This window comes from Ponticoccus litoralis (assembly GCF_039769985.1).
In the GTDB taxonomy this organism is placed as follows: Bacteria; Pseudomonadota; Alphaproteobacteria; order Rhodobacterales; family Rhodobacteraceae; genus Ponticoccus; species Ponticoccus litoralis.
Genome location: NZ_JBDNCH010000002.1, coordinates 1,200,140 through 1,224,543, shown reverse-complemented (window position 1 = coordinate 1,224,543; position 24,404 = coordinate 1,200,140). Strand labels below are relative to the sequence as shown.

The window sequence follows — 24,404 nt, the reverse complement described above, 5'->3', positions numbered from 1 at the left end:
TTGATCGCCATACCGGACCTGCTGCTGCCCGAGGGCATGACGGATCTCGTCTTCCTCGCGCTGATCTCCACCAGCTTCCTCGGGTCGCTGATCACCGTGGCCTTCGGCATCGGCGGCGGCGGCCTGCTTCTGGCGGTCATGGCGACGCTGGTGCCGGTCTCTGCGCTGATCCCCACGCATGGGGTGATCCAGGTGGCGTCGAACCTCGGGCGGGCGGCGATGACCTTCCGCTACATCTTCTGGCCCGCCCTGCCGATGTTCACGCTGGGCTCTCTGGTGGGCGCGCTTGCGGGCGGCGCGGTGGTGGTGAACCTGCCCGCCGCATGGGTGCAGATCGGCATCGGCGCCTTTGTCATGTGGTCGGTGCTGGGCAGGCCGCCGCGCGGGGTGCGCGACTGGCCGCTGCTCGTGGGCGCGGTATCGAGCTTCCTGACCATGTTCTTCGGCGCGACGGGGCTGTTCGTGGCCACCTACACCAAGTCGCAAGAGCTGCCGCGCCACGCCCATGTCGCCACCCATGCCATGCTGATGACCGTGCAGCACGGGGTGAAAAGCGTGACCTTCGGCCTGCTGGGCTTTGCCTTTGCCGAATGGTGGCCCTTTATCGTCGCGATGATGCTGGCGGGCTTTGCCGGGACCACCGTGGGCCTGCAACTCTTGCACCGCATCGACGACAGGCGCTTCCGCTACGCGCTGGACACGGTGCTTCTGCTGCTCTCGGCGCGGCTGATCTATGCCGGCGTGACGGACCTGTGGTCCGGGCGCTGACGGTCCCGCGGGAAGGCTGACCGCTGACGGGCTGACGGGGCAGGGGGCGGCAGCGGGGCAGGCGCGTCCAAGCGCATCGGCAGAGCGGATGCCGTCTCGCGCAGGGCGTTCTGCGAGGCCGCTTGCGGCCCCGGCCCGTTCAGCGCGGAAAGACGCGCCCGTCGAACAGCTTGCGCGCGGTGCGCAGGGTGCCCGCGCGGGTGACGGCGCCGGTTGCGTCCCGCTCCAGCAGCACCTCGGCGGCGCCGGTCGGGTGTTCCACGGCAAAGCTCTCACCCTCGGGCAGCACGCAGACCGCCGCCGCCGGAGAGCCGGGCAGCGTGCAGGCCGTCGCCACCGAGACGGCGGCAAAGACGCCGATGGTCGCGTGGCAGCGGTGCGGGATGAAGCTGCGCGTGCCGATCACGCCGCCCGCGCGGGGGGCAGAGACCAGCGTCATTTTCGGCACCGTGCTGTCGGCCACGTCGCCGAGGTTCATCAGGGGCCCGGCCTGAAGGCGGATCGCCTCGACCCGGGCGCGCAGGGCCTCGTTGGCCTCCAGCGCCTCGCGGCTTTCGCTGCCGTCGATGCCGAAGTCCTCTGCCTTCAGGATCACGCAGGGCATGCCGTTGTCGATCAGGGTGCAGGCGACGCCGTCGATCACGTCCACGGGCTTGCCGGTGGGCAAGAGCGCGCCGCTCATCGACCCGGCGATGTTCTGGAACATCAGCGGCACCGGCGCATGGTGGCCCGGCACGCCGTCGATGCGCGCCGCGCCCCGGTAGGACACCCGCCCGCCGGGGGTGGCGATGCGCGCGACCGCGACCTCGCCGGTGTTGCGCATGTGGATGCGCACGGGGGTTTCTTCACCCGAGGGCGCCACCAGCCCGCGCTCGATCGCCGCCGGGCCGACGCAGGCGAGGATATTGCCGCAGCCCTGCCTGTCGCTGACCAGCGCCTGATCGACGAAGACCTGCAGGAAGAGGTAATCGACATCCGCATCCGCCCGGGTCGAGGGCGACAGCACCGCGACCTTCGAGGTCAGCGGATCGGCCCCGCCGATGCCGTCGATCTGCGTCGGATCGGGCGAGCCCATGATCTCCAGCAGCAGCGCGTCCCGCGCGGCGGGATCGGCGGGCAGGTCGGAGGCGAGGAAGCAGGCCCCCTTCGAGGTGCCGCCGCGCATCCAGAGGCAGGGAATGCCCTCGTCGCTCATGTCACCCTCCGGTTCAGACGTATTTCAGGCCCTTCGAGGCCAGCCGTCCGCGCATGTCGTAGATGTCGAGGCCCAGCTCTCCGGCGGCCAGCCGCGCGCGCTTGGCGTCCTCGGCGGCAAGGCGGGCCTCGGCCTTCCTCAGTACCTCGGCGGCATCGGAGCGGCGGACCACGCAGACCCCGTCGTCATCGGCGACGATCACGTCGCCCGCCTCGATCGCCTGACCGCCGCAGACCACCGGCACGTTGACCGAGCCGGGTGTCTCCTTGACGGTGCCCTGTGCGCTGACGGCCCCGGACCAGACGGGAAAGCCCATGGCTGTCAGGTCGCGCACGTCGCGCACGCCCGCGTCAATCACCAGACCCCGGCAGCCGCGCGCCATGGCCGAGGTGGCCAGCAGGTCGCCGAAATAGCCGTTGTCGCAGGGCGAGGTGGGGGCCAGCACGAGGATGTCGCCCTCTTGCAGCTGCTCGATGGCGACGTGGACCATCCAGTTGTCGCCCGGGGGCGCCGAGATCGTGACGGCGGAGCCCGCCACCTGCGCGCCCGCGTAGATCGGGCGCATATGGCTGGCGAGGCAGCCGATGCGGCCCTGCGCCTCGTGGACCGTGGCCACCCCGGCGCGGCCGAGGGCCTCGATGACGGCGGGGTCGGCGCGGTCGATGGTCTGTCTGACGATATGCATGGCGGTTCCTTCGCGCTGTGGCTGGCGGGGGCAAGCGGTTTGGAAACCGCTTGCAAGGGCCTTCGAAGGCCCTTGCGGCTTACAAGGCGTCGACGGTGCGCGGGAAGACGGACTCGAAGCCCTCGGCATATTTGCAATCGCGTCCGCCGGACATGCCGCCCGAGTTGCGCTTGAAGTGGTTGGCGCGCTGCTGGGCCACGCGGGTATAGTAGTCCCACAGGTGGACCTGCCCGTTCATCGCCTCCATCGCCGCGCGCTTCTTCTCCCAGACCGGCGTGATGTCGAGGAAGGTGTCGGGCTTCCAGCCCATCTGCTCGGTCTGGTGCGGCTCGAACAGATAGAGCTGCGGCGCGCCCAGCACCGTCTCGCCCGGGTTATGGCCCCAGGCCTGCGCGATCATCCGGCATTCCAAAGCCACCTGCGTCATGTACATGTGGTCGGTGTTGTAGGGGTCGTATTTCGAATGGCTGAGCATGAAGGCGGGCTGCACCTGCCGGATCAGGTCGACCAGTCTGCCCTTGTCGTCGCGGTCCAGTTCCAGCGGGTAGTCGCCAAGGTCGAAGCATTCCAGCCGGTGCACGCCAAGCGCCTCTGCGGCGGCCTCGGCCTCGGCCCGGCGGATCGCCTTGACCTCGTCCAGCGTCTTGCCCTCTTTCCACAGCCGGGCGCTTTCGCCGCGTTCGCCGAAGGACATGCAGGCCACGGTGACCTCGTAGCCCATTTCGGCGTGCAGCGCGATGGCGCCCCCGCAGCGCCAGACGAAATCGGCGGCATGGGCGGACAGGACAAGCGCCGTCTTGGGTGCGGACATGGGGGAGCTCCTCGGTAAGTCTGGGCTATATGTCTCATGGTGGCGGGCGGCGGTTCAATTAGAAAACCATCCGCCGCTCATAAGTTATGGCTATAGTCACTGATCAGTCTATGCGCGGCCTGCGAGCGGCTGACGCTGGGGAAAGTTATCGCTAACAGCATGACATTGACCAATCGGCGCTTTCCTGTCAGGCAAGGGCCAGATTCCCCGAAGACCCATGCCCCAGCGAAGGACTGTTGCCATGACCAATGTTCTCGATCAGTTGCGCCAGATGACCACCGTCGTTGCCGACACCGGAGAGGTGGCGGCGGTGAAGACCCGGCAGCCCGTGGACTGCACCACCAACCCCTCGCTGGTGCTGAACGCCATCAAGGATCCGGCCTCGGAGGCGCTGATCGCGCGCGAGATCGAGGCGGGCCGCAAGGCGGGCAAATCCGCCGCCGAGGTAGTGGATACCCTGACCGTCGCCGTGGGCGCCGAGCTGACGACGCTGGTGCCGGGACGCGTCTCCACCGAGGTGGACGCGCGGCTGTCCTTCGACACCGAGGCCTCTGTCGCCCGTGCCCGGGCCATCATTGCCGATTACAAGGCGCGCGGCATCGAGAAGGACCGCATCCTGATCAAGCTCGCCTCGACCTGGAGGGCATCCGCGCCGCCGAGATCCTGCAGAAGGACGGCATCGACTGCAACCTGACGCTGCTTTTCAGCATGGCGCAGGCGGTGGCCTGTGCCGATGCGGGCGCCTACCTGATCTCGCCCTTCGTGGGCCGGATCACCGACTGGTACAAGAAGGCCGAAGGTGTCGACAGCTATGCGCCGGACGAGGATCCGGGCGTGAAGTCGGTGCGCCGGATCTACGACTACTACAAGTCGAACGGTATCGGGACGGTGGTCATGGGGGCCTCTTTCCGCAATATCGACCAGATCAAGGCGCTGGCGGGCTGCGACAACCTGACGATCTCGCCGAAGCTGCTGGACGAGCTGGCGAAGGACACGGGCGACCTGCCGCGCGTGCTGTCGCCGGAGAAGGCAAGCGGGGCGCCGAAGGTCGAGATGGACGAGGCGACCTTCCGCTGGGAGATGAACGCCGACGCCATGGCGACCGAGAAGCTGGCGGAGGGCATCCGCAACTTCGACGCCGATCACAAGAAGCTGGAGGCGCTGGTCTCCGAGCGGATGGGCTGAGGTCGCCCTCGGCGCATGGGGACCTTCTTCGAAGGTGCGAGAGGCGCTGCCTCTCGCGCTCTCCGAGGTATTTTCGGACCAAAGAAGGGGGCGATGCGCAAAGGGGGGCAGATGCTCAAGGAAGGGCGTGTGTCTGCCTGGTCTTGCCCTGTGGGGGCGGAGCGTCCGCGGGGCGCGTGCGACCTGCGGCGCGGCGCCCCGGCGGCAGGCTCAGTCGCGCCAGTCCTCGCGCCGGGCGACGGCGGCGCGGCGCAGCATGGCCACGTCGATGTCCACCGCGATGAAGACCGCGCCGGCCTCTTCGCAGGGGCGCAGGAAGGCGTCGCTGGCCGAGAGCACGCCCGCGGGTTTGCCCGCGGCGCGGATGCGGCGGATCGCGCCGGTGACGGCCTCGAGCACCTTCGGGTGCGCGGTCTGGCCCATCAGGTCCATGGAGGCCGCAAGGTCGGCGGGTCCGACAAAGATGCCGTCGACACCGTCGACCGCCGCGATCTCCTCGATCTGGTCCAGCGCCGCAACGGTTTCGACCTGAACCAGCACGCAGATCTCTTCTCCGGCGCGGGGGCCGTAATCGGCGATGGCGCCGTAGCGGCTGGCCCGGGTCAGGCCCGAGACGCCGCGCATCCCCTTGGGCGGGTAATGGCAGGCCGCCACGGCCTTCGCGGCCTCTTCGGCGGTCTGCACGTAGGGCACGAGCACCGTCTGGGCGCCGCTGTCGAGCAGGCGCTTGATCTCGACCGGATCGTTCCAGCCGGGGCGCAGGATCTGCGTGACCGGGTAGGGGGCCGCCGCCTGCATCAGCGGCAGGGTCATCACGTCGGTTGCCGGGGAATGTTCGGTGTCGATCAAGAGCCAGTCGTAGCCGCAGCCCGCCAGCAGTTCCACGACCGAGGGGTCTGGGATGGTGTTCCAGACACCGATCTGGCGGCGACCCTCCTTCAGGGCGGCCTTGAAGCGGTTGACGGGCAAATCCATGGTGGGGCGTCCTCCTGTCGCGTCCGGTAAGGCGCCGGGGCGGAAGAAAAGCGCCGCCCGGGCGCCGCCGAGAGCAGCCCGAACGCGGTGACATGTCAAGAGGTGCCCGGAAAAACACCCGAAGCCGCAGGGATTGCGGCGCAGCCCACCCGCCGGCAGGTGCCCGCGCCTGGAGGGCGCCGGTCAGAGCCGCGAAGCCCCCCGGGGTGCGATGCCTGTTGCCAGAAGGGAAGGACCCTGCGCACCGCAGGCAACCGTTCCATCAGTCGTTAATTGTCTGTAAACGATATTGGTGAAGAATGTCTTAAGATCGCAGCCAATGCGTGTGAGGGTGGATGACCGCGACGGATGCCGAGCAAGCCGATACTCCGGATACCCGGGTAGAGGGCGAAATGACCGTGGTGGGGATTGCCGCCTCGGTACCGGGGGCTGGAGGCGGTGTCGCTGCTTGCGCGGCATCTGCCGAACGACCTGCCCTGTGTCTACGTGCTGGCGCAGCATATGTCGCCGCATCACGCCAGCGTGCTGCCGACGCTTCTGTCGCATGAGACGCGGCTGGCCGTGAAGGCGGTGGAACGCGAGGAAGTGCTGGTTGCGAACACGATCTACGTGCCGGTGCCCAAGACCGATCTGGTGGTCGAAGGCGACCGGGTGGTGGTCAAGCAGCCCTCTGGCCGCCCGGCAGAGCCCAAGCCCTCGGTACCGACCGGCTGTTCACCTCGATTGCCGAAACCTATGGAGAGCGCAGCATGGGCATCGTCCTGTCGGGCACCGGCAGCGACGGCAGCTATGGCGTGCAGGCGATCCGCGAGGTCGGCGGCATCACCATCGCGCAGGATCTGGAATCCTCGAAATACGACACCATGCCCGCCTCGGCGGTGGAAACCGGCTGCGTCGATCTTGTGCTGTCGCCGCGCCAGATGGGCGAGCAGCTGTCCAATATCCTGTCGCGCCCGCGTGATTTCACGGCCCTGCAGGCGATCCTCGAACAGCCGACGGAATACGACGACCTGTTCCACCAGCTTCAGGCCCGGACCAAGGTCAATTTCCGCCACTACAAGGAAAACACCGTCAGCCGCCGCATCCAGCGCCGCCTGATCGCGCTGGGGTTCGAGGAATACGCCCGCTACGTCGAGTTCTGCCGCGACAACCCCGAGGAACTGGACGCGCTCTATCGCGACCTGCTGATCTCGGTCACCCGGTTCTACCGCGACCCCGAACAGTTCGACGCGCTGGAGGCAGAGCTGGCGGACTACGTGGAGGGCGTCAAGGACCGCCCGTTCCGCATCTGGGTGCCGGGCTGCGCCACCGGCGAGGAAGCCTATTCCATTGCCTTCATGCTGAACGACCTGATGGACCGGCGGGGCATGCCGCGCGACCGGGCGGTGCAGATCTTCGCCACCGATCTTGACGATTCCGCCCTGACCCGCGGGCGCAACGGGGCCTATCCGGCGGCGGCCTCTTCGGGCATCCCGGATGCGGTGCAGCAGAAGTATTTCACCCTGTCGGACGATGTGCTGCGGGTGAAACCCGAGATCCGCAATCAGGTGCTGTTCTCGCGCCACAACGTCTTTCAGGACCCGCCGTTCAGCGACATCGATCTCGTGAGCTTCCGCAACACGATGATCTACTTCGACACGCCCCTGCAGGAAAAGGTCATGTCGCGCCTGCTGTATGCGCTGAGGCCGGGCGGGATCCTGTTCCTTGGCGCCTCGGAAAGCATCGGCGCGATGGAGCCCTATTTCCACCGCGTCCGCGACGGCGCCCGGCTGTTCCGCAAGCGGCTGGACACGACCTTCGACCACAAGGCGCTGGTGCGCTTCGGCAATTCCAAGATCACCGACGGCGTGCGCCAGCGCCCGGACAAGGCGCGGGCCGGCAGCGACGTGCTGGAGACGGATACCTTCAAGGCGCTGGCGGAATCCGTGGCGCCTCAGGGGGTGCTGGTGAACGTGCACAAGGACATCATCCGCATCTTCGGCGACATCAGCCCCTTCACGCGGGTTACCGACGACCTGAGGGGGCGGCTGAACACCATGGTGCTGAAGGCGGAACTGGCCGCCGATGCCAGCAGCCTGATCCCGCTGTGCCTGAAGCACGGGCGCCCGCGCGACGGGCTGTGGCGCGACGTCAAGGGGCCGGATTTCAACCGGGTGCGGCTGCGGGCCTATCCGCTGAACATCGACCCGGGCAACCACGGGCGGCTGGCGCTTCTGTCCATCGACACGACGATGGTCGACGGCAGCACCGAACTGGACCGGGGCAGCGAGGAGGCGTCGAGCTACCTCACCCATGTCGAGAACGAGCTGGCGGATCTCGCGCGAGGCGCTTCAGATCACCATGGAGGAGTTGCAGACCTCGAACGAGGAACTGCAATCCACCAACGAGGAGCTGCAGTCCACCAACGAAGAGCTTCAGTCCACGAATGAGGAACTGGAGACCTCGAACGAGGAGTTGCAGTCCACCAACGAGGAACTGATCACCGTCAACGAGGAGCTGCTGATCAACTCGGACGAGCTGAACCGTCTGGTGGCCGAGAAGAACGCGATCCAGGTGGCGCTGCCGCTGCCGCTTCTGGTGCTGGACACCTCGCTCAACATCAAGAGCGCCTCGCAGAACGCCATCGAACTGTTTTCCCTGACAGAGCGCGGCGCGCATCTGGGCCACATCAGCCAGGTCTTCCTGCCCGAAACGCCCTTCCCGGCGCTGGTGGACATCTGCCACGATGTGCTGACGCGGCAGAAAAGCCGCAGCGAGGTCTTCCAGTTGAAGGGCGAGAAGACAGAGATGCGGATCACGCCCTATTTCATCAAGGAAAAGATCCTTCAGGGGCTGACGATTACCCTGCAACGCGCGCCCTGATCCGGCGGGGCGGGGCCGGTCGCGTCCCGCGCGCTGTCCCGTGCGTCGGGACCGCTGCGGAGAAAACTCCGGTGCCTCGGGGGCGGCCTGTGCCATGCGGCCCGCTGTCCCGCAGGCGGGTGGGGCCGTTCGGCTATTGCGTCCCGGCGCTGTCCAGCTGGCGGCGCAGGACTTCGGCCAGAACCCGGCGCGGGCAGGGCTTCTGCACCAGCGGGGCGGGAACCTCGCCCATTTCCGAGCGCGCGATGCCGGTGTAGCCCGACATGTAGACGATGGGCATGTCTGGGCGGCTGTCGCGCAGGTGCCGGGCCAGTTCGAAGCCGCCGATGCGGCCGGGCATGACCACGTCGCTCAGCATCAGGTCGAAGGGCACGCCTTCGTCAATGATCGCGATGGCCTCGTTGCCCGAGGCGGCAGAGATCACCCGGTAGTTCATCTGTTCCAGCATGTCGCGGATCATCCGCAGCAGGCCCTCGTCGTCCTCGACGACCAGCAGGGTTTCGCCGCGCCCCTCTTCGGGGTCGTCCATCGGCACCGGCTTCTCGCGCCCGCCGCCCTCTGCCGTGCCACGCGGCAGAAGGATGCGCACGCTGGTGCCCTTGTCGACCTCGGAATAGATCCGCAGTTCCCCGTTCGACTGCTGCACGAAGCCGTAGACCATGGACAGGCCCAGCCCGGTGCCAGAGTTGCTTTCGCGCGTGGTGAAGAAGGGGTCGACGGCGCGCCGCTTGACCTCGTCGGTCATGCCGGGCCCGTTGTCGCTGACCGAGAACTCGACGTAGCGATAGACCTTGCCGGTCTCGGTGACCGCGCCCTCGGCCTTCAGCCCCTCGGTGGTGACGACGCGGGCGGATTCCACAGGCGCCAGCGGCGCGGCCTTGCTGTGCAGCGCGGCGCGGGCCAGAACGGTGATCCGGTCGCCGGTGCCGCTGCGCAGGATCGCGTCGCGGCTGTTCAGCACGAGGTTCAGCAGCGCGTTGCCCAGTTGCAGCGCATCGCAGTGCACGTAAAGGTCCGGCTCGTCGACCGTGAACTCCAGCGCGATGCTCTTCTCGATCGAGGGCCGCGACAGCGCCTCGAAGTCCTGCAGCACGGTTTCGACGGGGTAGGACCGCGCAAGCCCCGGCTGCTGCTTGGCAAAGGCCAGAAGCCGCTTGGTCAGCGCCGCGCCGCGGTGGATCGTCTGCAGCGCGGTATCCAGAAAGCCCTGCGCGCGCGGCGAGGCCTCGGGCGCGGCAAGCTGTACCGCGTATTCGATCGTTGCCAGCAGGTTGTTGAAGTCATGCGCGACGCCGCCGGTCAGCTGCCCCAGCGCGTCCAGCCGCGTGGCGCGCTCCAGTTGCTGGCGGTTGGCCTCCTGCTCGGACACGTCGTCGAGGATCAGCACCGAATGCAGGCCCCCGGGATCGCCCGCCCCCACCGGCGCGCTGGAGACGCGGACATAGCGCTTCGACCGCGCCCCCGGCACCTGCAGCAGCGCCACTTCGCCCTTCAGGATCTGTCCGGCCAGGGCGCGCTGCATGGGATCGTGCGAGGCTTCCAGCGGCGCAAGGTCCTCGCGGTCCAGAAAGGTCACCGCGTCGGGCCAGGGTTTCGGCAGGTCGCCCGGACCAAGGGCCAGCATCTCCTGCGCGCTGGGGTTGGCCACAAGGATCTCGCCGCCGCGCGCCAGCCCCAGCACGGCGCCGCGCGTGGCGTCGAGGATCGCGCCCATGCGGGTATGGGCCATGGCGATCTGCCGGTTCAGCGCCTCGGCCTGCCGCCGTCCGCGCAGGCTGACCAGGGCGATGGACAGGGCCGACAGAACGGCGAGCGCGGCGATGGCATATCCGGTACGTGCGGATGCGCTCGGGCGTCCAGAACTGCGGCGCGCCGTACCATTCCCGGCGCAGGGCCTCGTAGCGCGGCGAACTGAGGTAGCCGGGGATCACCGCATTCAGCCGTTCGCGTGTGCCGGCAAGGCCGAAGCGCAGCGCGATGCCGCCTTCCGAGGTCAGCAGCGGCGGCTGGCGCAGGGTGATCCGGCCGTCAAGGCCAAGATCGCTCAGCGCGCGCGTGCCGGTCGTCGTCAGGTACAGCGCGACGTCGATCTGGTTGTCGACAAGCGCGCCAAACAGGGCCTCCTGACCGTCGAACGTCACAAGATCCAGCCCCGCCGCCTCGGGGATCAGCGCGCGCACCACGGTCGAGCCCTCGATGCCGACACGCAGCCCGTCCAGAGCCTCGAGCGTGGCCTTTTCGCCCTCGGCAAGGACGCGGGGCCCGCCGCGCCGCTCGAAGACCGAGAAAGCGGTACAGATCGAGCGGCAGCGTGAAATCCATCCGGTTGCGCCGGTCGTCGCTGAAGCCGACCAGAGAGATCAGGTCGATCTGCCCGCTGCGCGGCCCTTCGGCAAATTGCTCGTTGGTGATCGGGACGAAGCGCAGCGGCATCCCGGCGCGATCCGCCAGATCGCGCAGCACCTCGACGCCGAAGCCGGTGAAGCGCCCGTTCTCCGCCTGCATCTGGTAGGGCGGAAAGTCCGGCACCCCGACCACGTAGACCTGCGGCGGCGGCGCGGGCACGTCCATGGCCCACTTCCGGCGCAGCCCCGCCAGCGTGCCGTCCGCCTCCATCGCGTCCAGCGCCTCTTGCACGCGCGGCATGAGATCGGCGCGGGAGTCGTGCAGGGCGACCACGTGGCGGGTCGTTGCAAGGGCAGGGCCAAGGCGGCGCACCTCGGCTTCCAGCCCGTTGGCGCGCAACACGCCCATCACACCGGGATAGACCGCCACAAGCCCGTCGATCTGACCGAACAGCAGCGCCCCCAGCGCGGCGCCGAAGTCGGGATAGGCGATGACGGTGTTATCCGTGCCGATGCCCTGCGCCATGTCGGCGCCCGCGGTGCGGTCCACCACGCCAAGGCTGAGGCCGTCAAAGCTGTCGCGGGTGCGTTCGGGCGGGGCGTCGGCGCGGACAAACAGATGCACCTCGCTTTCCGCCAGCGGCGCCGAGAAGACGTTGCTGTCCGCCGGGGCCGGGATCCGGGCGGCGCCGGGCAGGATCTGCGCCTCGCCGCTGGCCTGTTGTTCGATGATCGAGATGACGTCCGGCAGCTTGCGGAAGGCGATGTCGATCCCGCTGCGCGCGGCGATCTCCTGCCCGATATCGCCGAAGAACCCCGACGGCGGGCCATCCCCTTCGACCGGCGTGAAGAACCCCGGCGTCGGCGTCCAGCCCGAGACCAGCGGCGCCGCGTCCTGCGCCGTGGCCATCCCCGCCGCGCCAAGCAGGGTCAGTGCGAAAGCAAGGGGCCGAAAGAGCGCGATCACGGCGCCCCGCCATCCCCGCCCTGGCCGGACAGCAGCGCGTCCAGCTTCTCGCGCAGGACCTGGGGCGCGAAGGGCTTGGGCAGCACATCGTCCGCGCCCAGCTTCCGGGTGGTGCCCAGAATGTCGTAGGGCATGCCGGCCCGCGCCGCGCCGGAGATGGCCAGCACCGGGATATCCGTGCGCGTGGCGTGGCGGGTTTCCGCCAGAAGCGTCCGCAACCGCGAGATGAACAGGACCCCGCCGTCCGAGGTCAGGCGCCCGTCGACCTTGATGTAGACGTCGACGATGGCGGCATCGAAGGCCTCGGCGATCACCAGCTCCAGCGCCTCGTGCCCGGTGGCGGCCAGCGAGACCGCGTGGCCGAAGGCTTCGAGATCGCGCCGCACAAGGCCGGCAAAAACCGTATCGTCTTCAAGGATCAGGATCTTGGCCACGCTTCCCCTCGCGATCGCGCTGCGCCCCCAGCGGCTGCGCCGTCACCTTCACACGGCGGTGCGCCGCAAGGCCAGAGAATTCCGAGGCCGCCGCCCGCGCATCCGTTTGACCTTTCGGCGCATTCCGGGCCACTGTGTGATCCGCGTCGGGGCGGCAAGACCCCGCAACCGGGAGGAGACCCCATGCCCTATATCCTGGCGATCGACCAGGGCACGACTTCCAGTCGCGCCATTCTCTTCGACGAGGCCATGAAAGTCGCGGTCGTCGCACAGGAAGAGTTCGCCCAGCACTACCCCGACAGCGGCTGGGTGGAACACGAGGCCTCGGACCTCTGGACCACGGTTGCCGCCACCTGCCGCGGCGTGATGGAAAAGGCCGGCGTGCGCGCAGGCGACATCGCCGGGATCGGCATCACCAACCAGCGCGAGACGACGCTGCTGTGGGACCGCAAGACCGGCAAGCCCCTGCACAATGCCATCGTCTGGCAGGATCGCCGCACCTCTGCCTTCTGCGCCGATCTCAAGAAACAGGGCCTCGAGGCGGCGGTGACACAGGCCACCGGCCTGCTGCTCGATCCCTATTTCTCGGGGACCAAGCTGGCCCGGCTGCTGGACAACGTCGAGGGCGCGCGCGCCCGGGCCGAGGCCGGAGAGCTGGCCTTCGGCACCGTGGACACATGGCTGATCTGGCACCTGACCGGCGGCGCCGAACATGTCACCGACGCCACCAATGCGGCGCGCACGATGCTGTACGACATCCGGCGCGGCGCATGGTCCGACGAGATGTGCGAGATGCTGCGGATCCCGCAATCGCTGCTGCCCGAGGTCAAGGATTGCGCCGCCGACTTCGGCATGGCCCGCGCCGACCTCTTCGGCGAAGAGATCCCGATCCTCGGCGTTGCGGGCGACCAGCAGGCGGCCACCATCGGGCAGGCCTGTTTCCAGCCGGGCATGCTGAAATCGACCTATGGCACTGGGTGCTTCGCGCTGATGAACACCGGGGCGGAACCGGTGGTCTCGCAGAACCGCCTGCTGACGACCATCGCCTACCAGATGGACGGCAAGCCGACCTATGCGCTCGAAGGTTCGATCTTCATCGCCGGTGCCGTGGTGCAATGGCTGCGGGACGGGCTGAAGATCATCCGCGACGCCAAGGAGACGCAGCCGCTGGCCGAGGCCGCCGACGATGCCCAGCAGGTGGTGCTGGTGCCCGCCTTCACCGGCCTTGGCGCGCCCTACTGGAACGCCGATTGCCGGGGCGCCATCTTCGGGCTGACCCGCAACTCGGGCCCCGAGGAATTCGCCCGCGCGGCGCTGGAATCGGTGGGCTACCAGACCCGGGACCTGCTGGACGCGATGCGCGCCGACTGGAAAGCCGAGGCCGAGTCGGTCTTGCGCGTGGATGGCGGCATGAGCGCCTCGGACTACGCGATGCAGTTCCTGGCGGACATCATCGGCGCGGGCGTCGACCGGCCCACGGTGCTGGAGACCACCGCCATGGGGGCCGCCCGGCTGGCGGGCCAGCGGGCGGGGCTTTATCCCGACATGGCCGGTTTCTCGGAAACCTGGGATCTGGACCGCAGCTTTGTCCCGGCGATGGAGGCGGAAAGTCGCGACGCGAAATACGCCGGCTGGAAGCGCGCGGTCGAGGCGGCGCAGGCCTTCTAGGCCGGGCGCGGGGAAGCGATTTTCCGGGCTGTGTGTCGACCGGGACCGCCCCGGGTCCAAATCGCTTCTCCCCCATCGCACCCGGCGCGCCCGTGGCCGCGGGGGCGCCGAAAGCGCTTTTGGGATCGCGGGCGAGGGGGATCAGCGTGGCGGCGAAGCGCTTTCCCCACCGCACCGGTCGCGTTCCCGGCTGGCCGGGTGGGGGCCGTGCTTTTGTGGAGCTTGGGGAAAGGGGGCCATCGATGGGCAAGGTCCTTTTGTCCGGGCTGCCCCCGTGCGCGCCCGGCTACGAAGGTGTTCGGACTGTCAGCCCGCGCCCAGCAGCGCCGCCAGCGCGACCCAGCCCGCGGTCTCCGAGGCCAGCTGCACCGCCCCCAGCACATCGCCGGTCTGCCCGCCCAACCGGCGCCGGGCCTGCCATCCGACCAGCGCGGCGGTGCCCAGCATGACGGCCCCGGCGCCCCAGACCGCAGCGCTGCCGGACAGCGCGCCGCAGGCCAGCGCCAGCGCCGCGCCGGGCAGCCATGCCATGCGGGAGGTCGTGCCAGAGGCCTGTTGCCCCAATCCCTCGGTCCGGGCCGGGGGCAGGAGGTCCAGCGTACAGACCATCAGCAGGCGGCTGAGAAGGCTGACGAAGAGGATCGCCCAGAGGTCGGCGCCCAGCTCGGCCAGCGCCAGCCCGCCCAGAAGCACCGTGAAGATCAGGACGATCACGCCATAGCTGCCGACCCGGCTGTCGCGCATGATCTCCAGCCGTCGCTCCCGGTTCTGCCCGCCCATGCCGTCGGCGAAATCCGCCAGCCCGTCGTGGTGCAGCCCGCCGGTGACCAGCGCCGCCGCGCCAAGGGCCAGCGCCGCTCCCACCGGGCCATCGGGCAGGGCCGCAAGCACCGCCCAGACCAGCAGGCCCACCGGCAGGCCGACCAGCGGAAAGGCCCATCGCGCGGCATTCATCGAGGGAAACCCGTCACCCAGTTGCCCCGCCGGGAGGCGGGACATCAGCATCACCGCCACCTGTATTTCTGACAGGCGGCGCCGGATCACGCGCCCGCCACTCCGGCCTCGGCGAAGGTGGCCATGCCGTTGTGGCAGGCCAGCGCGCCGCGCAGGACCGTCAGCGCCAACGCCGCGCCGGAGCCTTCGCCCAGGGCCATCCCAAGGTCGAGAAGCGGCGCCTTGCCCATCTTCTCGGCCAGTTGCCGGTGCCCCGGCTCGGCGCTGCGATGCGCGATCAGGCAGTGGTCCAGCGCCTCGGGCCGGGCCGCGAAGAGCGGCGCCACCGAGGCCGAGCAGATGAAGCCGTCCAGCATCACCGGAATGCGGGCCATCCGCGCCGCCAGCACCGCGCCGCAGATCGCCGCCTGTTCGCGGCCACCCAGCGCCGCCAGCTTGCCCATGGCGGACAGGCCGTCATGCAGCGCCACGCCTTCGGCGATCACCCGCGCCTTCAGGGACATGCCATCGGCGTCCGACCCGGTGCCGCGCCCGACCCAGCCCTGCGCATTGCCGCCGAAAGCGCCCAGAGCCAGCGCCGCCGCGACGGTGGAGTTGCCGATGCCCATCTCGCCCAGCAGCAGGATGTCGGCGCCGGTGTCGACCGCCGCCGCGCCCGTGGCCATGGCCTCCAGCGTCTCGGCCTCGGTCATGGCGGGGCCTGCGGTGAAATCCGCCGTGGGCAGGTCGAGCTCCAGCGCGACCACCTCCAGATCCGCGCCGGCGACCCGGCACAGCTGGTTGATCGCCGCGCCGCCGGCCTTGAAATTGGCGACCATCTGCGCCGTCACCTCTTGCGGGAAGGGGTTCACGCCGCGCGCGCAGATGCCGTGGTTGCCCGCGAAGACCAGCGCCTGTGCCTTGTCGATCCGCGGCTGTGCCACGCCGCGCCAGCCTGCCATGAAGGCCGCGAGGTCTTCGAGGCGGCCCAGCGAGGCGGGCGGCTTCGTCAGGGTCATCTGGCGCGCCTCGGCGGCGCGGGCCGCCTCGGTGTCGAAGCCGGGAAGGTCCAGCGCCGCCACGTCGTCGAGGCGCTTGAGGGGCAGGGCAGTCATGGGCAAGTCACCGTGTTCACTTGATTTGCAAAGGATGGCCCGCGACAGAGAGCCAAAGCTCGTCACAGGCCTGCGCGATGGTCTGGTTCAGGCTTCCCGCGGCATCGCGAAAGGCCCGTGCAAGGGCGTTTTCCGGCACGATACCGGCGCCGACCTCATTGGTGACGATCACCACCGGCGCCCTGTCGCGCGCCAGCGACCCGGCCAGCGCCTCGGCGGGGGCGCGCCAGTCGCGCTCTGCCAGCAACAGGTTGGTCAGCCAGAGCGTCAGGCAGTCGATCAGCACCGGGCGCGCGGGGTCGGCGGCCTCCAGCGCGCCGGGCAGGTCGAGCGGTTCGGCCACCGTGTGCCAGCCCGCGCCGCGCCGCGCCTGATGGTCCGCGATCCGCTGTTCCATCTCGGCATCGAAGGCCTGCGCCGTGGCGATATAGGTGGCGGGCAGGCCGAAACCCTCGACCATGCGTTCCGCCAGAGTGCTCTTGCCGGACCGGGCGCCGCCGGTGATGAGGATCGACTTTGTCATGGGATCGTGAAAAAGCAGGTTCCGACGCGATTGGAAAGACCGCATGGCCCTGTTTGCGACGAACGAGCTTTTGCTGATCCGCCACGCCCCCGCCGACCATGGCGGGCGCCTGTGCGGGCGGACCGACGTGCCCGCATGCCTGCCAGAGGCCGGAACTACCGCGCTGCGCAGCCTTCTGGCGGAGGTGCGCCAGATCCGTGTTTCGCCCGCCCTGCGCTGCGTGCAGACGGCACGCGCGCTTTGGCCCGGGCTGGCCCCGATCCCTGATCCGCGCCTGTGGGAGCAGGACTTCGGCACCATGGACGGCAGGCCCGTCGACAGCCTGCCGGATCTTGGCCCGATGTCGCGCGAGACACTGGCGCGACAGGCCTATCCGGGTGGCGAGAGCTTTGTGCAGATGGCCGCTCGGGTGCTGCCCGCGCTGGCGGACCTGCCAGAGGGGCCGGTTGCGGTCGTCGCCCATGCGGGCACCGTGCGCGCCGCGCTGGGCCATGCGCTGGGCGACATCGCCGCGGGCCTGACCTTCGAGGTTGCGCCGCTGTCCCTGACCCGCCTGCGCCGCCACGCCGGGGGCTGGTCGATCGTCCAGACCAACCGGGCGGGGGATGAGTTTTGTTGCCGGACATTTCGGCGAGTGGCTGCAAGGCCGCCTCGGTCCGGAGGGGCCGCTGGCGCTGGTGACGCTGGCCTGCCCGGACCGGGGCGTGCGCGTGACCCGAGAGCGCGCGGCGGCGCCCTTGCCCTGACCGGCGATCCCGTATTGCCGGAGGCGCTGGTCCGCGCGCTGCTACAGCGGATCGGTCGCGATGCCGAGGGGGCATGGGACCTGCGCGCCTCCTTCCCGGTCGGCGGCGGCGCGGGCATGTCGACGGCGGCGCTGGTGGCCATCGCCCGGGAGGCGGGCGTGCCCGAGGGGCTCGCAGAGGCCTGCCTTGCGGTCGAGGGCGCCACCGATCCGCTGATGTTGCCCGCGCCTGACGCGGTGCTCTGGGCGCCGCGTCAGGCGCGGGTGCTGGAGAATGTGGCGCCGCCGCCCCGCGCCGAGGTGGTGGGCGGCTTCTTCGGCCCGCCGCTGCGCACCGATCCGGCGGACCTGGCCTTTCCGGATGTCGCCGATCTGGTTGCCGCGTGGCGCGGTGCGCCGGGGCTGGCCGAGGCCGCAGGGATCGCATCAGAGTCCGCGCGGCGCTGCACCGCCCTGCGCGGCCCCTCGGACGACCCGACAGAGGCGCTTGCCGCAGCCCCGGGCGCCCCGGGCCACGCCCGCGCGCACACAGGCTCTGCCCGGGCGTTGATTTTCGCCCCCGGGGCGGTGCCGGAGGGCCTGTTCGAGCCTATGGCAGAGGCCGGCCTGACGGGCCTGTGCCACTTCACGACCGGGGGCCGGGGATGAGCGTCGCGGGGATGATGCTGCTGGCCATGGCGCTGGACGCGGCGGTGGGCTGGCCCGACCGGCTGTACCGGCGCATCGGCCACCCGGTGGTCTGGATCGGCGCGCTGATCTCGATGCTCGAGGCGCGACTGAACGGGAGCGCGCCGGGGCGCCGCCGCGCCATGGGGGCGCTGACCGTGGCGCTGGTCTGCGCGGCGGTGATGGTGCCCGCGCTCTGGGTGCAGGCGGCCCTGCCCGGGGGCTGGGCGGGCCTGCTGGTGGGTGCGCTGGCGGCCTGGCCCTTGCTGGCGGTGCGGTCGATGGACCAGCATGTCGGGGCTGTTGCCCGCCCCCTCGCTGCCGGAGATCTCGCCGGGGCGCGTCGGGCCGTGGCGATGATCGTCGGGCGCGACCCGGCGCGGCTGGACACCCGGGGTGTCGCCCGCGCGGCGCTGGAAAGCCCGGCCGAGAACACCTCGGACGGGATCGTGGCGCCGCTGTTCTGGGGGGTGGTGGCGGGGCTGCCGGGGCTGGCCGTCTACAAGGCGATCAATACGATGGATCTCGATGATCGGCCACAGGTCCGAGCGCTACGAGAACTTCGGCAAGGCCGCCGCGCGGCTGGACGATCTGGTGAACCTTCTGCCTGCGCGGCTGACCGGGCTGCTCTTCGCGCTGGCCTCGGGGCGGCCGGGCCGGGCCATTGCCGTCATGCGCCGCGATGCGCGGCAGCACCGCTCGCCCAACGCGGGCTGGCCCGAGGCGGCGATGGCCGGGGCGCTGCACCGGCGGCTGTCCGGTCCGCGCGTCTATGGCAATACCGTCGCCGATGAGCCATATGTGAACGCCGCGGCCCCGGACCCGGAGCCGCAGGACCTGCGGCGCGGGCTGGCGCTCTACCGGCGGACGATGGTGCTGGGGGCCGGGCTGCTGGCGCTGCTCTGGATGGTGTGACGGAGGGGTGATGCGCGATCACGGAGGCGATCTCGACCGCGCGCGCGCGGTTTACGGCGGCGGCGACTGGCTGGACCTGTCCACCGGCATCAACCGCCTGCCCTATCCGATGCCCGATCTTGCGGCAGAGGCCCTGACCGCCCTGCCGCTGGGGCGCGACATCGCGGCGGTGGAAAAGGCCGCGCGCGCGGCCTTTGGCGCCCCGCAGGGCTGTGAGTGCCTGGCTCTGGCGGGGGCTTCCGCGGCGATCCAGCTGGTCCCGCGCCTGCGGGCGCCGGGGCTGGCCCGGGTGCTGGGGCCGACCTACAACGAACATGCCGCCGCCCTGCGCGCCATGGGTTGGACGGTCGAGGAGGTCGCGACGTTGGACGCACTAGATGATTGCGGCGTCGCGGTCGTGGTCAATCCCAACAACCCGGACGGTCAGCGGCACGATCCCGATGCACTGCTTGCAGTGGCCGGGCGCGTCGGGCTTCTGGTGGTGGACGAAAGCTTTGCCGACGCCACGCCAGCTCTCTCGGTCCTGCCGCACTGGGGGCGCCTGCCAGAGCGCGCCCGGGCGGTGGTGCTGCGCAGTTTCGGCAAGTTCTACGGTCTCGCCGGGCTGCGGCTGGGCTTTGCGCTGTCCCACGGCCCCCTCGTCGACGACATGCGCCGCATGGCCGGGCCATGGGCGGTTTGCGGCCCGGCGCTTGCGGCGGGGCAGGCCGCCTATGCGGACACCGTCTGGCAGGCGGCCACCGTTGCGCGGCTGGCGCAGGATGCCGAGCGCATGGACCGGCTGGCCGGGCAGGCGGGCTGGTCGCTGGTGGGCGGCACGACGCTGTTTCGCACCTACGCGACGCCAGACGCCGCCAAAGCGCAGGACCGGCTGGCGCAGGCGCGTGTCTGGACCCGCCGCTTTCCCTATTCTGACCGTTGGCTGCGTCTCGGCCTGCCCGGAACAGAGGCCGAGTGGCGCTGGCTGACGCGGGCGATGGGTTAGCGCGCCGCCGCCAGCAGGCCCGCCACGTCCAGATGCTGTTCCATGTGGTCGGCCAGCGCGTCCAGCGTCGCCTCGACCGTTTCGCCGTAGCGCCCCGAGGCCTGCACCCCGAAGCCCGCCAGCCATGCCGCGCGAAAGCCGTCGTCGCGGAACATGCCGTGCAGGTAGCTGCCTGCCACCCGGCCATCGGCGCTGACCGCGCCCTCGGGGGCGCCGTCGACCAGCGCGAAGGGCCGCGCGCGGTCCGCCCCCTCGCTGCGCCCGATGTGGATCTCGTAGCCGTCGAACCCGGTGCCAGAGGCCGCGTGCACGGCCCGCACCTCTGTCAGGCGCTTGTCGCCGGTCATCACCGTGCCGACGCGCAAGAGGCCAAGGCCCTCATCGCGCCCGGCGGGGCCTTCGATGCCCTCGGGGTCGTCGATCCACTGCCCGAGCATCTGGAAGCCGCCGCAGATGCCCAGCACATGGCCGCCGCGCCTGACATGCGCCGCGATATCCACGTCCCAGCCCTGCGCGCGCAGGAAGGCGAGGTCGCCGCGTGTGGACTTGCTGCCGGGCAGGATCACCACGTCGGTGTCGCCGGGCAGGGCCTCTCCGGGCGGCAGCATGGTCAGGCGCAGGCCATCCTCCTGCGCCAGCGGGTCCATGTCGTCGAAATTGGCGATCCGCGAGAGCCGCAGGCAGACCACGTGCAGTCCCCCGGCCCGCACCGGTGCGCCGATGTCCAGCGCGTCCTCGGCGGGCAGCTTCCACGCCTGCGGGAACCACGGCGCGACGCCGTAGCCGCGCCAGCCGGTGCGCTGCTCGATCAGCGCATAGCCGTCGTCGAAGAGCGAGGGGTCGCCCCGGAACTTGTTGATCAGGAACCCCGCCACGCGGGCGCTGTCCGCCGCGTCCATGACCGCCTGCGTGCCGACGATCTGCGCGATCACCCCGCCCCGGTCGATGTCGCCGCAGAGGATCACCGGCACATCCGCCGCCTGCGCAAAGCCCATGTTGGCGATGTCGCCCGCGCGCAGGTTGACCTCTGCCGGGCTGCCCGCGCCCTCGACGATCACGAGGTCATGCGCGGCGCTGAGCCTGCGAAAGCTCTTTAGCACGGAAGCCAGAAGGTCGGGCTTCAGCCGGGCATAGTCGCGCGCCTTCACGGTGGCGATGCGCCGCCCCTGCACCACGACCTGCGCGCCGACATCGGTTTCCGGCTTCAAGAGCACCGGGTTCATGTCCGTATGCGGCGCCAGCCCGCAGGCCAGCGCCTGCAGCGCCTGCGCGCGCCCGATCTCTCCGCCATCCGCGGTCACGGCGGCGTTGTTCGACATGTTCTGCGGCTTGAAGGGCGCGACCGACAGCCCGCGCCGGCGGGCGGCCCGGCACAGCCCGGCGACCAGCATCGACTTGCCGACGTTCGACCCGGTGCCCTGAATCATCAGCGCGGTCATGCGATCTCCAGCAGCACCAGTTCCGGCGGCCTGCGGTAGCGGAACGGCGGCCCAGAACAGCCCAGCCCGCCCGAGACCACCAGTTGCCGCCCCTCTTCCTCGGTATGGCCGTAGGCATAGCGCGTGCCGAAGCGGGAGGGCACCACAAGCGGCTGGCCGAAGGGCAGGATCTGGCCGCCGTGGGTATGGCCGGAAACCGTCAGGTCGATATGGCCGGGCAGTTCGGGGAAGATGTCCGGCTCATGCGCCATCAGCAGGGTGAAGCGGGCCGGGTCCAGCTTGGGCAGCACCTGGTCCAGCCGGTCCGCCCCCGGCGCGTCGCGGTGCCAGAAGCTGCGGAAGGCGCGCTGCGAATCGAGCCCGGCCAGCGTGAAGGCGCCGCCGGGTGCCTCGATGGTCAGCGCGTCGTTGTTCAGGCAGGGCAGGCCGTGCGCGGCAAAGGCCCGGTGCCATATGGTCGGGTCGCCGGTGGCCCGGGCCTGCCGGTCGTCCTTCCAGTCGTGGTTGCCGAAGACGGCGAAGACCCCCAGCGGTGCGCTCAGCTGCGCCAGTGCCTCGGTCACCGGTTCCGGCGGCAGGCTGCGGCCGCCATAGACATGGCCCACGTAGTCGCCCAGAAGCAGGATCATGTCGGCCCCCAGCGCATTGGTCTGCGCCACCAGCGCCCGGATGCGCGGCAGGTCCATGAAGGGGCGGCAGGCGTGCAGGTCGGCGACAAGCGCGAGGCTGAGGCGCGGCGCGGGCACATCGCGGCGCGCGGTGATCCGGTAGCGGGTGACGCGGGCCGGGGCGCTCATAGCCCCAGCCTTTCGGGCAGCGCCTTGCGGGTCGTGTCGGTGAAATGGAACCCCTGCCAGCCCCGGGCCGTGGCGGCGGCGATATTGGCGGCGACATCGTCGACCAGCAGGATGCGCGCGGGCGCCAGACCGGCCCAGTGCTCGATCTGTGCAAAGAAGCCGGGGTCGGGCTTTGCCGCCCCCATCCGGCCCGAAGAAAAGACATGGTCCACATGGGCCGCATAGCCCATCTGCTCCTCGATGTAGCAGCAGCGCCGGTGTTCGTTGTTGGTGCCGATGACATGGCGCGCCGGATGCGCCTTCAGCCAGCCCAGCACCTCGGCGTCGGGATGGGCGTCCTTTTCGAACCAGTAGGCAAGGAAATCCTCGCCGCTGAGGTCATGCCCGTGGCGCGCCAGCCAGTCCGAGACATGCAGCAGGAGATCCCGCCGTCCGCGCAGGATGTCGCGAAAGTCGCCCGCCGTGAACATCTCGTGGCTGAAGCCGCGCGGGTCGATGCCCAGATCGGCCTTCATGTTGTCGGCCCAGAAGGTCCGCCCGCCGCGCAGGTTGGCGTTCAGGACGCCGTCGAAATCCCAGACGATCAGTGCGGGCATCACGGCTCAGACCTGCTTGGGCAGGAAGGCCTCGACGGCGGCCTGCGCGATGACCGTGACCTCTTTGCTGTCGGGATTGGTCACGTTCAGCCCGCCGTGCACCGCGCGGACCTCGGCCTTGCCGCGCGGCAGGCGGGCGGTCAGGGCGGCGCAGTCGACACGCTCGGGTTCCTGCACGGCGACGGTGACCTGCACGCGCATCTCGGCATGGTCCAGCCCCAGCGCGCCGAAGAGCGGGATCGACGAGTGCCGCAGCGCATCCTCGATCGCGCGGTACGACCGCCTTGGTATAGTCCATGCCGTGCAGGTCGTTGCCCATGCCCATCTCGATGATGAAGCGTTGCATCAGATGCCCTCCAGCGCGACCGAGATCGCGACATTCGCCATGACGGTCGGCAGCCCGTCGCCATCGGGGCGCGGCACGTCCAGCCCGCCCTTCGTCACGGTGACCGAGACGGTGCCGTAGGGAAAGACCGCCGCGACCTTCGCCACGTCGACACGCTCGGGCTGCTGCACGCCCACGTCGACGGTGATGTGCATATCCGCCTTCTCCTTGCCGAACAGCTCGGCGAGGTTGATCGAATTGTGCCAGAGCGCGTTCTCGACGCCCCGGCAGGCGGCCTGCGTATAGTCCTGCCGGCGGAGCGAGGTGCCCATGCCGAATTCGGTCAGAAGGCGTTTGGGCATGGGGCGGATCCTTCGAAGCTGGCGGCGTGCGTCGTATCTATAACGCGGGACGGCAGCCTGTTGAAGGACATCGGCCACAAGGATGCGCAGCGGTGCCCGGTTTTCGACGGGGCGGTCATTCCGGGCCCTGCGGAACCTGCGGCAAGGGGGGCAGGAGGTTCATCGGCAGGGCGGCGGAGGAACAACACGCGTCGCGGCGGAAACCGCCTGCCGGGGCGCGCCTGCCGGGCCTGCTGGCATCCTGTCCGCGCCAAGCTGCCCGAGGGTGGCGTCCCGCTCTGGTGGCCTGGTCAGGCCGTCGGGCCGTGAAGCCTTTCCAGAGGCCCCGCTGATCCGTCCGCGCCATGGCCGCAGGCTTTGCGCGCCCATGGCCCGCCGCAGTCAGGGCGCCGCCGGGTCGAACCTCAGCCGGGCGTGGAAGCGGGCCAGTTCGCTGGCGGTCGGGGCGGTGCCGCAGAAGGTCTTCACGTAGCCGGGCGTGCGCTGCATCCGGGTGGCAAGGCTTTCCGAAACCTGCATCGAGATATAGCCGATCTGGGTCAGGTAGACGGTGCGGGCGCGCACCTCTGCCTCGTCTGCGGCAAAGCCGAACCGCGCGAACATCGCCCGGATCGCGTCGATGCGGACCTCGTCGGCGGCATGGATCTGCGCCGCTGCGACCTCGGACTTATGCGCCCAGCCCCGGATCGCAAAGTCCAGCTGCGGCTCGAAAGCCGTCTCGTCCAGGAACACGGCGATCAGGTTCAGGATCGCCTCGGAGATCGTCTCCGCATAGGCGGCGCTGGCCTCGACGAAGGCGCCGGTGTTCTTGGCGTCCCATTCCTCCAGCAGCGCATCCAAGAGGGCCTTTCGATCCTTGAAGAACCAGTAAAAGCTGGTGCGCGACAGCTGCAAGCCATTGGCCAGCGGCTGGATTTTCACCGCATCGACCCCCGAGGCGATCAGCGCCGCCTGCGCGGCCTGCAACCAGACCTCGCGCGAGCCGCGCCAGCCGCTGGTCTTTTCCTCGGGGTGGGGGGGCTCTGCCTGTGTCGTCATGGCCGCGATGATTATCCCCGGGACCGCGTCTGTACAAGGAAATAAACACTAGTGATCTTTTTGTTGACAC

21 protein-coding genes and 4 pseudogenes are annotated in these 24,404 nt (G+C 69.8%); 9 read left to right on the top strand and 16 right to left on the bottom strand.

Features of this window, described 5'->3' with window-relative positions; genetic code table 11:
• Entirely contained in the window at positions 1-768 is a 768-nt protein-coding gene (locus ABFB10_RS07050) for a sulfite exporter TauE/SafE family protein (RefSeq protein ID WP_347165972.1), read from the top strand.
• Positions 769-907: 139 nt separating this feature from the next.
• Here ABFB10_RS07050 and ABFB10_RS07045 read toward each other — a convergent pair whose 3' ends face one another.
• From ABFB10_RS07045 to ABFB10_RS07035, 3 genes are all read right to left on the bottom strand, one after another.
• Positions 908-1,963: a 4-oxalomesaconate tautomerase gene (locus ABFB10_RS07045; RefSeq protein WP_347165971.1), complete on the bottom strand. Its 1,056-nt coding sequence runs from the start codon at positions 1,961-1,963 to the stop codon at positions 908-910.
• Positions 1,964-1,976: 13 nt separating this feature from the next.
• The gene (locus ABFB10_RS07040) at positions 1,977-2,648 is read right to left on the bottom strand and encodes a 4-carboxy-4-hydroxy-2-oxoadipate aldolase/oxaloacetate decarboxylase (protein ID WP_347165970.1); all 672 of its coding nucleotides are present in this window, start codon (positions 2,646-2,648) and stop codon (positions 1,977-1,979) included.
• A gap of 79 nt (positions 2,649-2,727) precedes the next feature.
• Positions 2,728-3,459, bottom strand: a complete 732-nt coding sequence (locus ABFB10_RS07035; RefSeq protein ID WP_347165969.1) for a PIG-L deacetylase family protein — start codon at positions 3,457-3,459, stop codon at positions 2,728-2,730.
• Positions 3,460-3,676: 217 nt separating this feature from the next.
• Here ABFB10_RS07035 and tal point away from each other — a divergent pair.
• Positions 3,677-4,644 (top strand): annotated as a pseudogene (tal, locus tag ABFB10_RS24015) (transaldolase).
• A gap of 210 nt (positions 4,645-4,854) precedes the next feature.
• Here the strand turns inward: tal and ABFB10_RS07020 are convergent.
• Positions 4,855-5,619, bottom strand: a complete 765-nt coding sequence (locus ABFB10_RS07020) for an HpcH/HpaI aldolase family protein (protein WP_347165968.1) — start codon at positions 5,617-5,619, stop codon at positions 4,855-4,857.
• A 438-nt stretch (positions 5,620-6,057) separates the two neighbouring features.
• On the opposite strand from ABFB10_RS07020, the pseudogene ABFB10_RS24010 reads away from it, so the two are divergent.
• The 3 genes and pseudogenes from ABFB10_RS24010 to ABFB10_RS07010 form a co-directional block, all read left to right on the top strand.
• Positions 6,058-6,279: pseudogene (locus ABFB10_RS24010) on the top strand (chemotaxis protein CheB); the annotation flags it as partial.
• Between the two features lie 50 nt (positions 6,280-6,329).
• Complete coding sequence (locus tag ABFB10_RS07015; RefSeq protein WP_347167956.1) at positions 6,330-8,048, top strand: CheR family methyltransferase; 1,719 nt, start codon at positions 6,330-6,332, stop codon at positions 8,046-8,048.
• On the top strand, positions 7,960-8,481 hold the full coding sequence (locus tag ABFB10_RS07010) for a PAS domain-containing protein (protein WP_347165967.1): 522 nt from the start codon (positions 7,960-7,962) through the stop codon (positions 8,479-8,481). Before ABFB10_RS07015 ends, ABFB10_RS07010 begins: the two co-directional genes overlap by 89 nt.
• Positions 8,482-8,614: 133 nt before the next feature.
• On the opposite strand, the gene ABFB10_RS07005 is transcribed toward ABFB10_RS07010, so the two are convergent.
• The 3 genes from ABFB10_RS07005 to ABFB10_RS06995 form a co-directional block, all read right to left on the bottom strand.
• Positions 8,615-10,210 (bottom strand): PAS domain-containing sensor histidine kinase, encoded by a 1,596-nt coding sequence (locus tag ABFB10_RS07005; protein ID WP_347165966.1) that lies wholly within the window; start codon positions 10,208-10,210, stop codon positions 8,615-8,617.
• A gap of 299 nt (positions 10,211-10,509) precedes the next feature.
• Positions 10,510-11,793 carry a transporter substrate-binding domain-containing protein gene (locus ABFB10_RS07000; RefSeq protein ID WP_347165965.1) on the bottom strand — a complete coding sequence of 428 codons (1,284 nt, stop codon included), beginning with the start codon at positions 11,791-11,793 and terminating at the stop codon, positions 10,510-10,512.
• Entirely contained in the window at positions 11,790-12,227 is a 438-nt protein-coding gene (locus ABFB10_RS06995) for a response regulator transcription factor (RefSeq protein WP_347165964.1), read from the bottom strand. Before ABFB10_RS06995 ends, ABFB10_RS07000 begins: the two co-directional genes overlap by 4 nt.
• 183 nt (positions 12,228-12,410) lie before the next feature.
• On the opposite strand from ABFB10_RS06995, the gene glpK reads away from it, so the two are divergent.
• Complete coding sequence (glpK, locus tag ABFB10_RS06990; protein ID WP_347165963.1) at positions 12,411-13,895, top strand: glycerol kinase GlpK; 1,485 nt, start codon at positions 12,411-12,413, stop codon at positions 13,893-13,895.
• 306 nt (positions 13,896-14,201) lie between these two features.
• Here glpK and cobS read toward each other — a convergent pair whose 3' ends face one another.
• The 3 genes from cobS to cobU are packed head-to-tail and all read right to left on the bottom strand — an operon-like array spanning position 14,202 to position 16,466.
• The gene (gene cobS, locus ABFB10_RS06985; protein WP_347165962.1) at positions 14,202-14,939 is read right to left on the bottom strand and encodes an adenosylcobinamide-GDP ribazoletransferase; all 738 of its coding nucleotides are present in this window, start codon (positions 14,937-14,939) and stop codon (positions 14,202-14,204) included.
• Entirely contained in the window at positions 14,936-15,943 is a 1,008-nt protein-coding gene (cobT, locus tag ABFB10_RS06980) for a nicotinate-nucleotide--dimethylbenzimidazole phosphoribosyltransferase (protein WP_347165961.1), read from the bottom strand. Before cobT ends, cobS begins: the two co-directional genes overlap by 4 nt.
• 16 nt (positions 15,944-15,959) lie before the next feature.
• Positions 15,960-16,466 (bottom strand): bifunctional adenosylcobinamide kinase/adenosylcobinamide-phosphate guanylyltransferase, encoded by a 507-nt coding sequence (gene cobU, locus ABFB10_RS06975; RefSeq protein WP_347165960.1) that lies wholly within the window; start codon positions 16,464-16,466, stop codon positions 15,960-15,962.
• 43 nt (positions 16,467-16,509) lie between these two features.
• On the opposite strand from cobU, the gene ABFB10_RS06970 reads away from it, so the two are divergent.
• From ABFB10_RS06970 to cobD, 3 genes and pseudogenes are all read left to right on the top strand, one after another.
• Entirely contained in the window at positions 16,510-17,859 is a 1,350-nt protein-coding gene (locus tag ABFB10_RS06970) for a histidine phosphatase family protein (protein WP_347165959.1), read from the top strand.
• Positions 17,856-18,792 (top strand): annotated as a pseudogene (cbiB, locus tag ABFB10_RS06965) (adenosylcobinamide-phosphate synthase CbiB). The gene ABFB10_RS06970 and the pseudogene cbiB overlap by 4 nt, the downstream one beginning before the upstream one ends.
• 10 nt (positions 18,793-18,802) lie before the next feature.
• Positions 18,803-19,777 (top strand): threonine-phosphate decarboxylase CobD, encoded by a 975-nt coding sequence (cobD, locus tag ABFB10_RS06960; RefSeq protein ID WP_347165958.1) that lies wholly within the window; start codon positions 18,803-18,805, stop codon positions 19,775-19,777.
• Here cobD and ABFB10_RS06955 read toward each other — a convergent pair.
• From ABFB10_RS06955 to ABFB10_RS06930, 6 genes and pseudogenes are all read right to left on the bottom strand, one after another.
• Positions 19,774-21,216: a cobyric acid synthase gene (locus ABFB10_RS06955; protein WP_347165957.1), complete on the bottom strand. Its 1,443-nt coding sequence runs from the start codon at positions 21,214-21,216 to the stop codon at positions 19,774-19,776. The genes cobD and ABFB10_RS06955 overlap by 4 nt on opposite strands.
• Positions 21,213-22,013: a metallophosphoesterase gene (locus ABFB10_RS06950; RefSeq protein WP_347165956.1), complete on the bottom strand. Its 801-nt coding sequence runs from the start codon at positions 22,011-22,013 to the stop codon at positions 21,213-21,215. Before ABFB10_RS06950 ends, ABFB10_RS06955 begins: the two co-directional genes overlap by 4 nt.
• Positions 22,010-22,609 carry an HAD family hydrolase gene (locus tag ABFB10_RS06945; RefSeq protein ID WP_347165955.1) on the bottom strand — a complete coding sequence of 200 codons (600 nt, stop codon included), beginning with the start codon at positions 22,607-22,609 and terminating at the stop codon, positions 22,010-22,012. The genes ABFB10_RS06950 and ABFB10_RS06945 overlap by 4 nt, the downstream gene beginning before the upstream one ends.
• Positions 22,610-22,615: 6 nt before the next feature.
• Positions 22,616-22,955: pseudogene (locus ABFB10_RS06940) on the bottom strand (Lin0512 family protein).
• A complete protein-coding gene (locus tag ABFB10_RS06935; RefSeq protein WP_206566249.1) occupies positions 22,955-23,296 on the bottom strand; it encodes a Lin0512 family protein in 342 nt (113 codons plus the stop codon). The pseudogene ABFB10_RS06940 and the gene ABFB10_RS06935 overlap by 1 nt, the downstream one beginning before the upstream one ends.
• 381 nt (positions 23,297-23,677) lie before the next feature.
• Entirely contained in the window at positions 23,678-24,334 is a 657-nt protein-coding gene (locus tag ABFB10_RS06930) for a TetR/AcrR family transcriptional regulator (RefSeq protein WP_347165954.1), read from the bottom strand.
• Positions 24,335-24,404 lie beyond the last annotated feature (70 nt).

What these genes read in the sequence shown, in the direction of transcription:
- ABFB10_RS07045 (WP_347165971.1), bottom strand. Translation starts at nt 1,963, where the DNA reads ATGAGCGACGAGGGCATTCCCTGCCTCTGGATGCGCGGCGGCACCTCG.
- ABFB10_RS07040 (WP_347165970.1), bottom strand. Translation starts at nt 2,648, where the DNA reads ATGCATATCGTCAGACAGACCATCGACCGCGCCGACCCCGCCGTCATC.
- ABFB10_RS07035 (WP_347165969.1), bottom strand. Translation starts at nt 3,459, where the DNA reads ATGTCCGCACCCAAGACGGCGCTTGTCCTGTCCGCCCATGCCGCCGAT.
- ABFB10_RS07020 (WP_347165968.1), bottom strand. Translation starts at nt 5,619, where the DNA reads ATGGATTTGCCCGTCAACCGCTTCAAGGCCGCCCTGAAGGAGGGTCGC.
- ABFB10_RS07010 (WP_347165967.1), top strand. Translation starts at nt 7,960, where the DNA reads ATGGAGGAGTTGCAGACCTCGAACGAGGAACTGCAATCCACCAACGAG.
- ABFB10_RS07005 (WP_347165966.1), bottom strand. Translation starts at nt 10,210, where the DNA reads ATGGCCCATACCCGCATGGGCGCGATCCTCGACGCCACGCGCGGCGCC.
- glpK (WP_347165963.1), top strand. Translation starts at nt 12,411, where the DNA reads ATGCCCTATATCCTGGCGATCGACCAGGGCACGACTTCCAGTCGCGCC.
- cobT (WP_347165961.1), bottom strand. Translation starts at nt 15,943, where the DNA reads ATGACTGCCCTGCCCCTCAAGCGCCTCGACGACGTGGCGGCGCTGGAC.
- cobU (WP_347165960.1), bottom strand. Translation starts at nt 16,466, where the DNA reads ATGACAAAGTCGATCCTCATCACCGGCGGCGCCCGGTCCGGCAAGAGC.
- ABFB10_RS06970 (WP_347165959.1), top strand. Translation starts at nt 16,510, where the DNA reads ATGGCCCTGTTTGCGACGAACGAGCTTTTGCTGATCCGCCACGCCCCC.
- cobD (WP_347165958.1), top strand. Translation starts at nt 18,803, where the DNA reads ATGCGCGATCACGGAGGCGATCTCGACCGCGCGCGCGCGGTTTACGGC.
- ABFB10_RS06955 (WP_347165957.1), bottom strand. Translation starts at nt 21,216, where the DNA reads ATGACCGCGCTGATGATTCAGGGCACCGGGTCGAACGTCGGCAAGTCG.
- ABFB10_RS06950 (WP_347165956.1), bottom strand. Translation starts at nt 22,013, where the DNA reads ATGAGCGCCCCGGCCCGCGTCACCCGCTACCGGATCACCGCGCGCCGC.
- ABFB10_RS06945 (WP_347165955.1), bottom strand. Translation starts at nt 22,609, where the DNA reads ATGCCCGCACTGATCGTCTGGGATTTCGACGGCGTCCTGAACGCCAAC.
- ABFB10_RS06935 (WP_206566249.1), bottom strand. Translation starts at nt 23,296, where the DNA reads ATGCCCAAACGCCTTCTGACCGAATTCGGCATGGGCACCTCGCTCCGC.
- ABFB10_RS06930 (WP_347165954.1), bottom strand. Translation starts at nt 24,334, where the DNA reads ATGACGACACAGGCAGAGCCCCCCCACCCCGAGGAAAAGACCAGCGGC.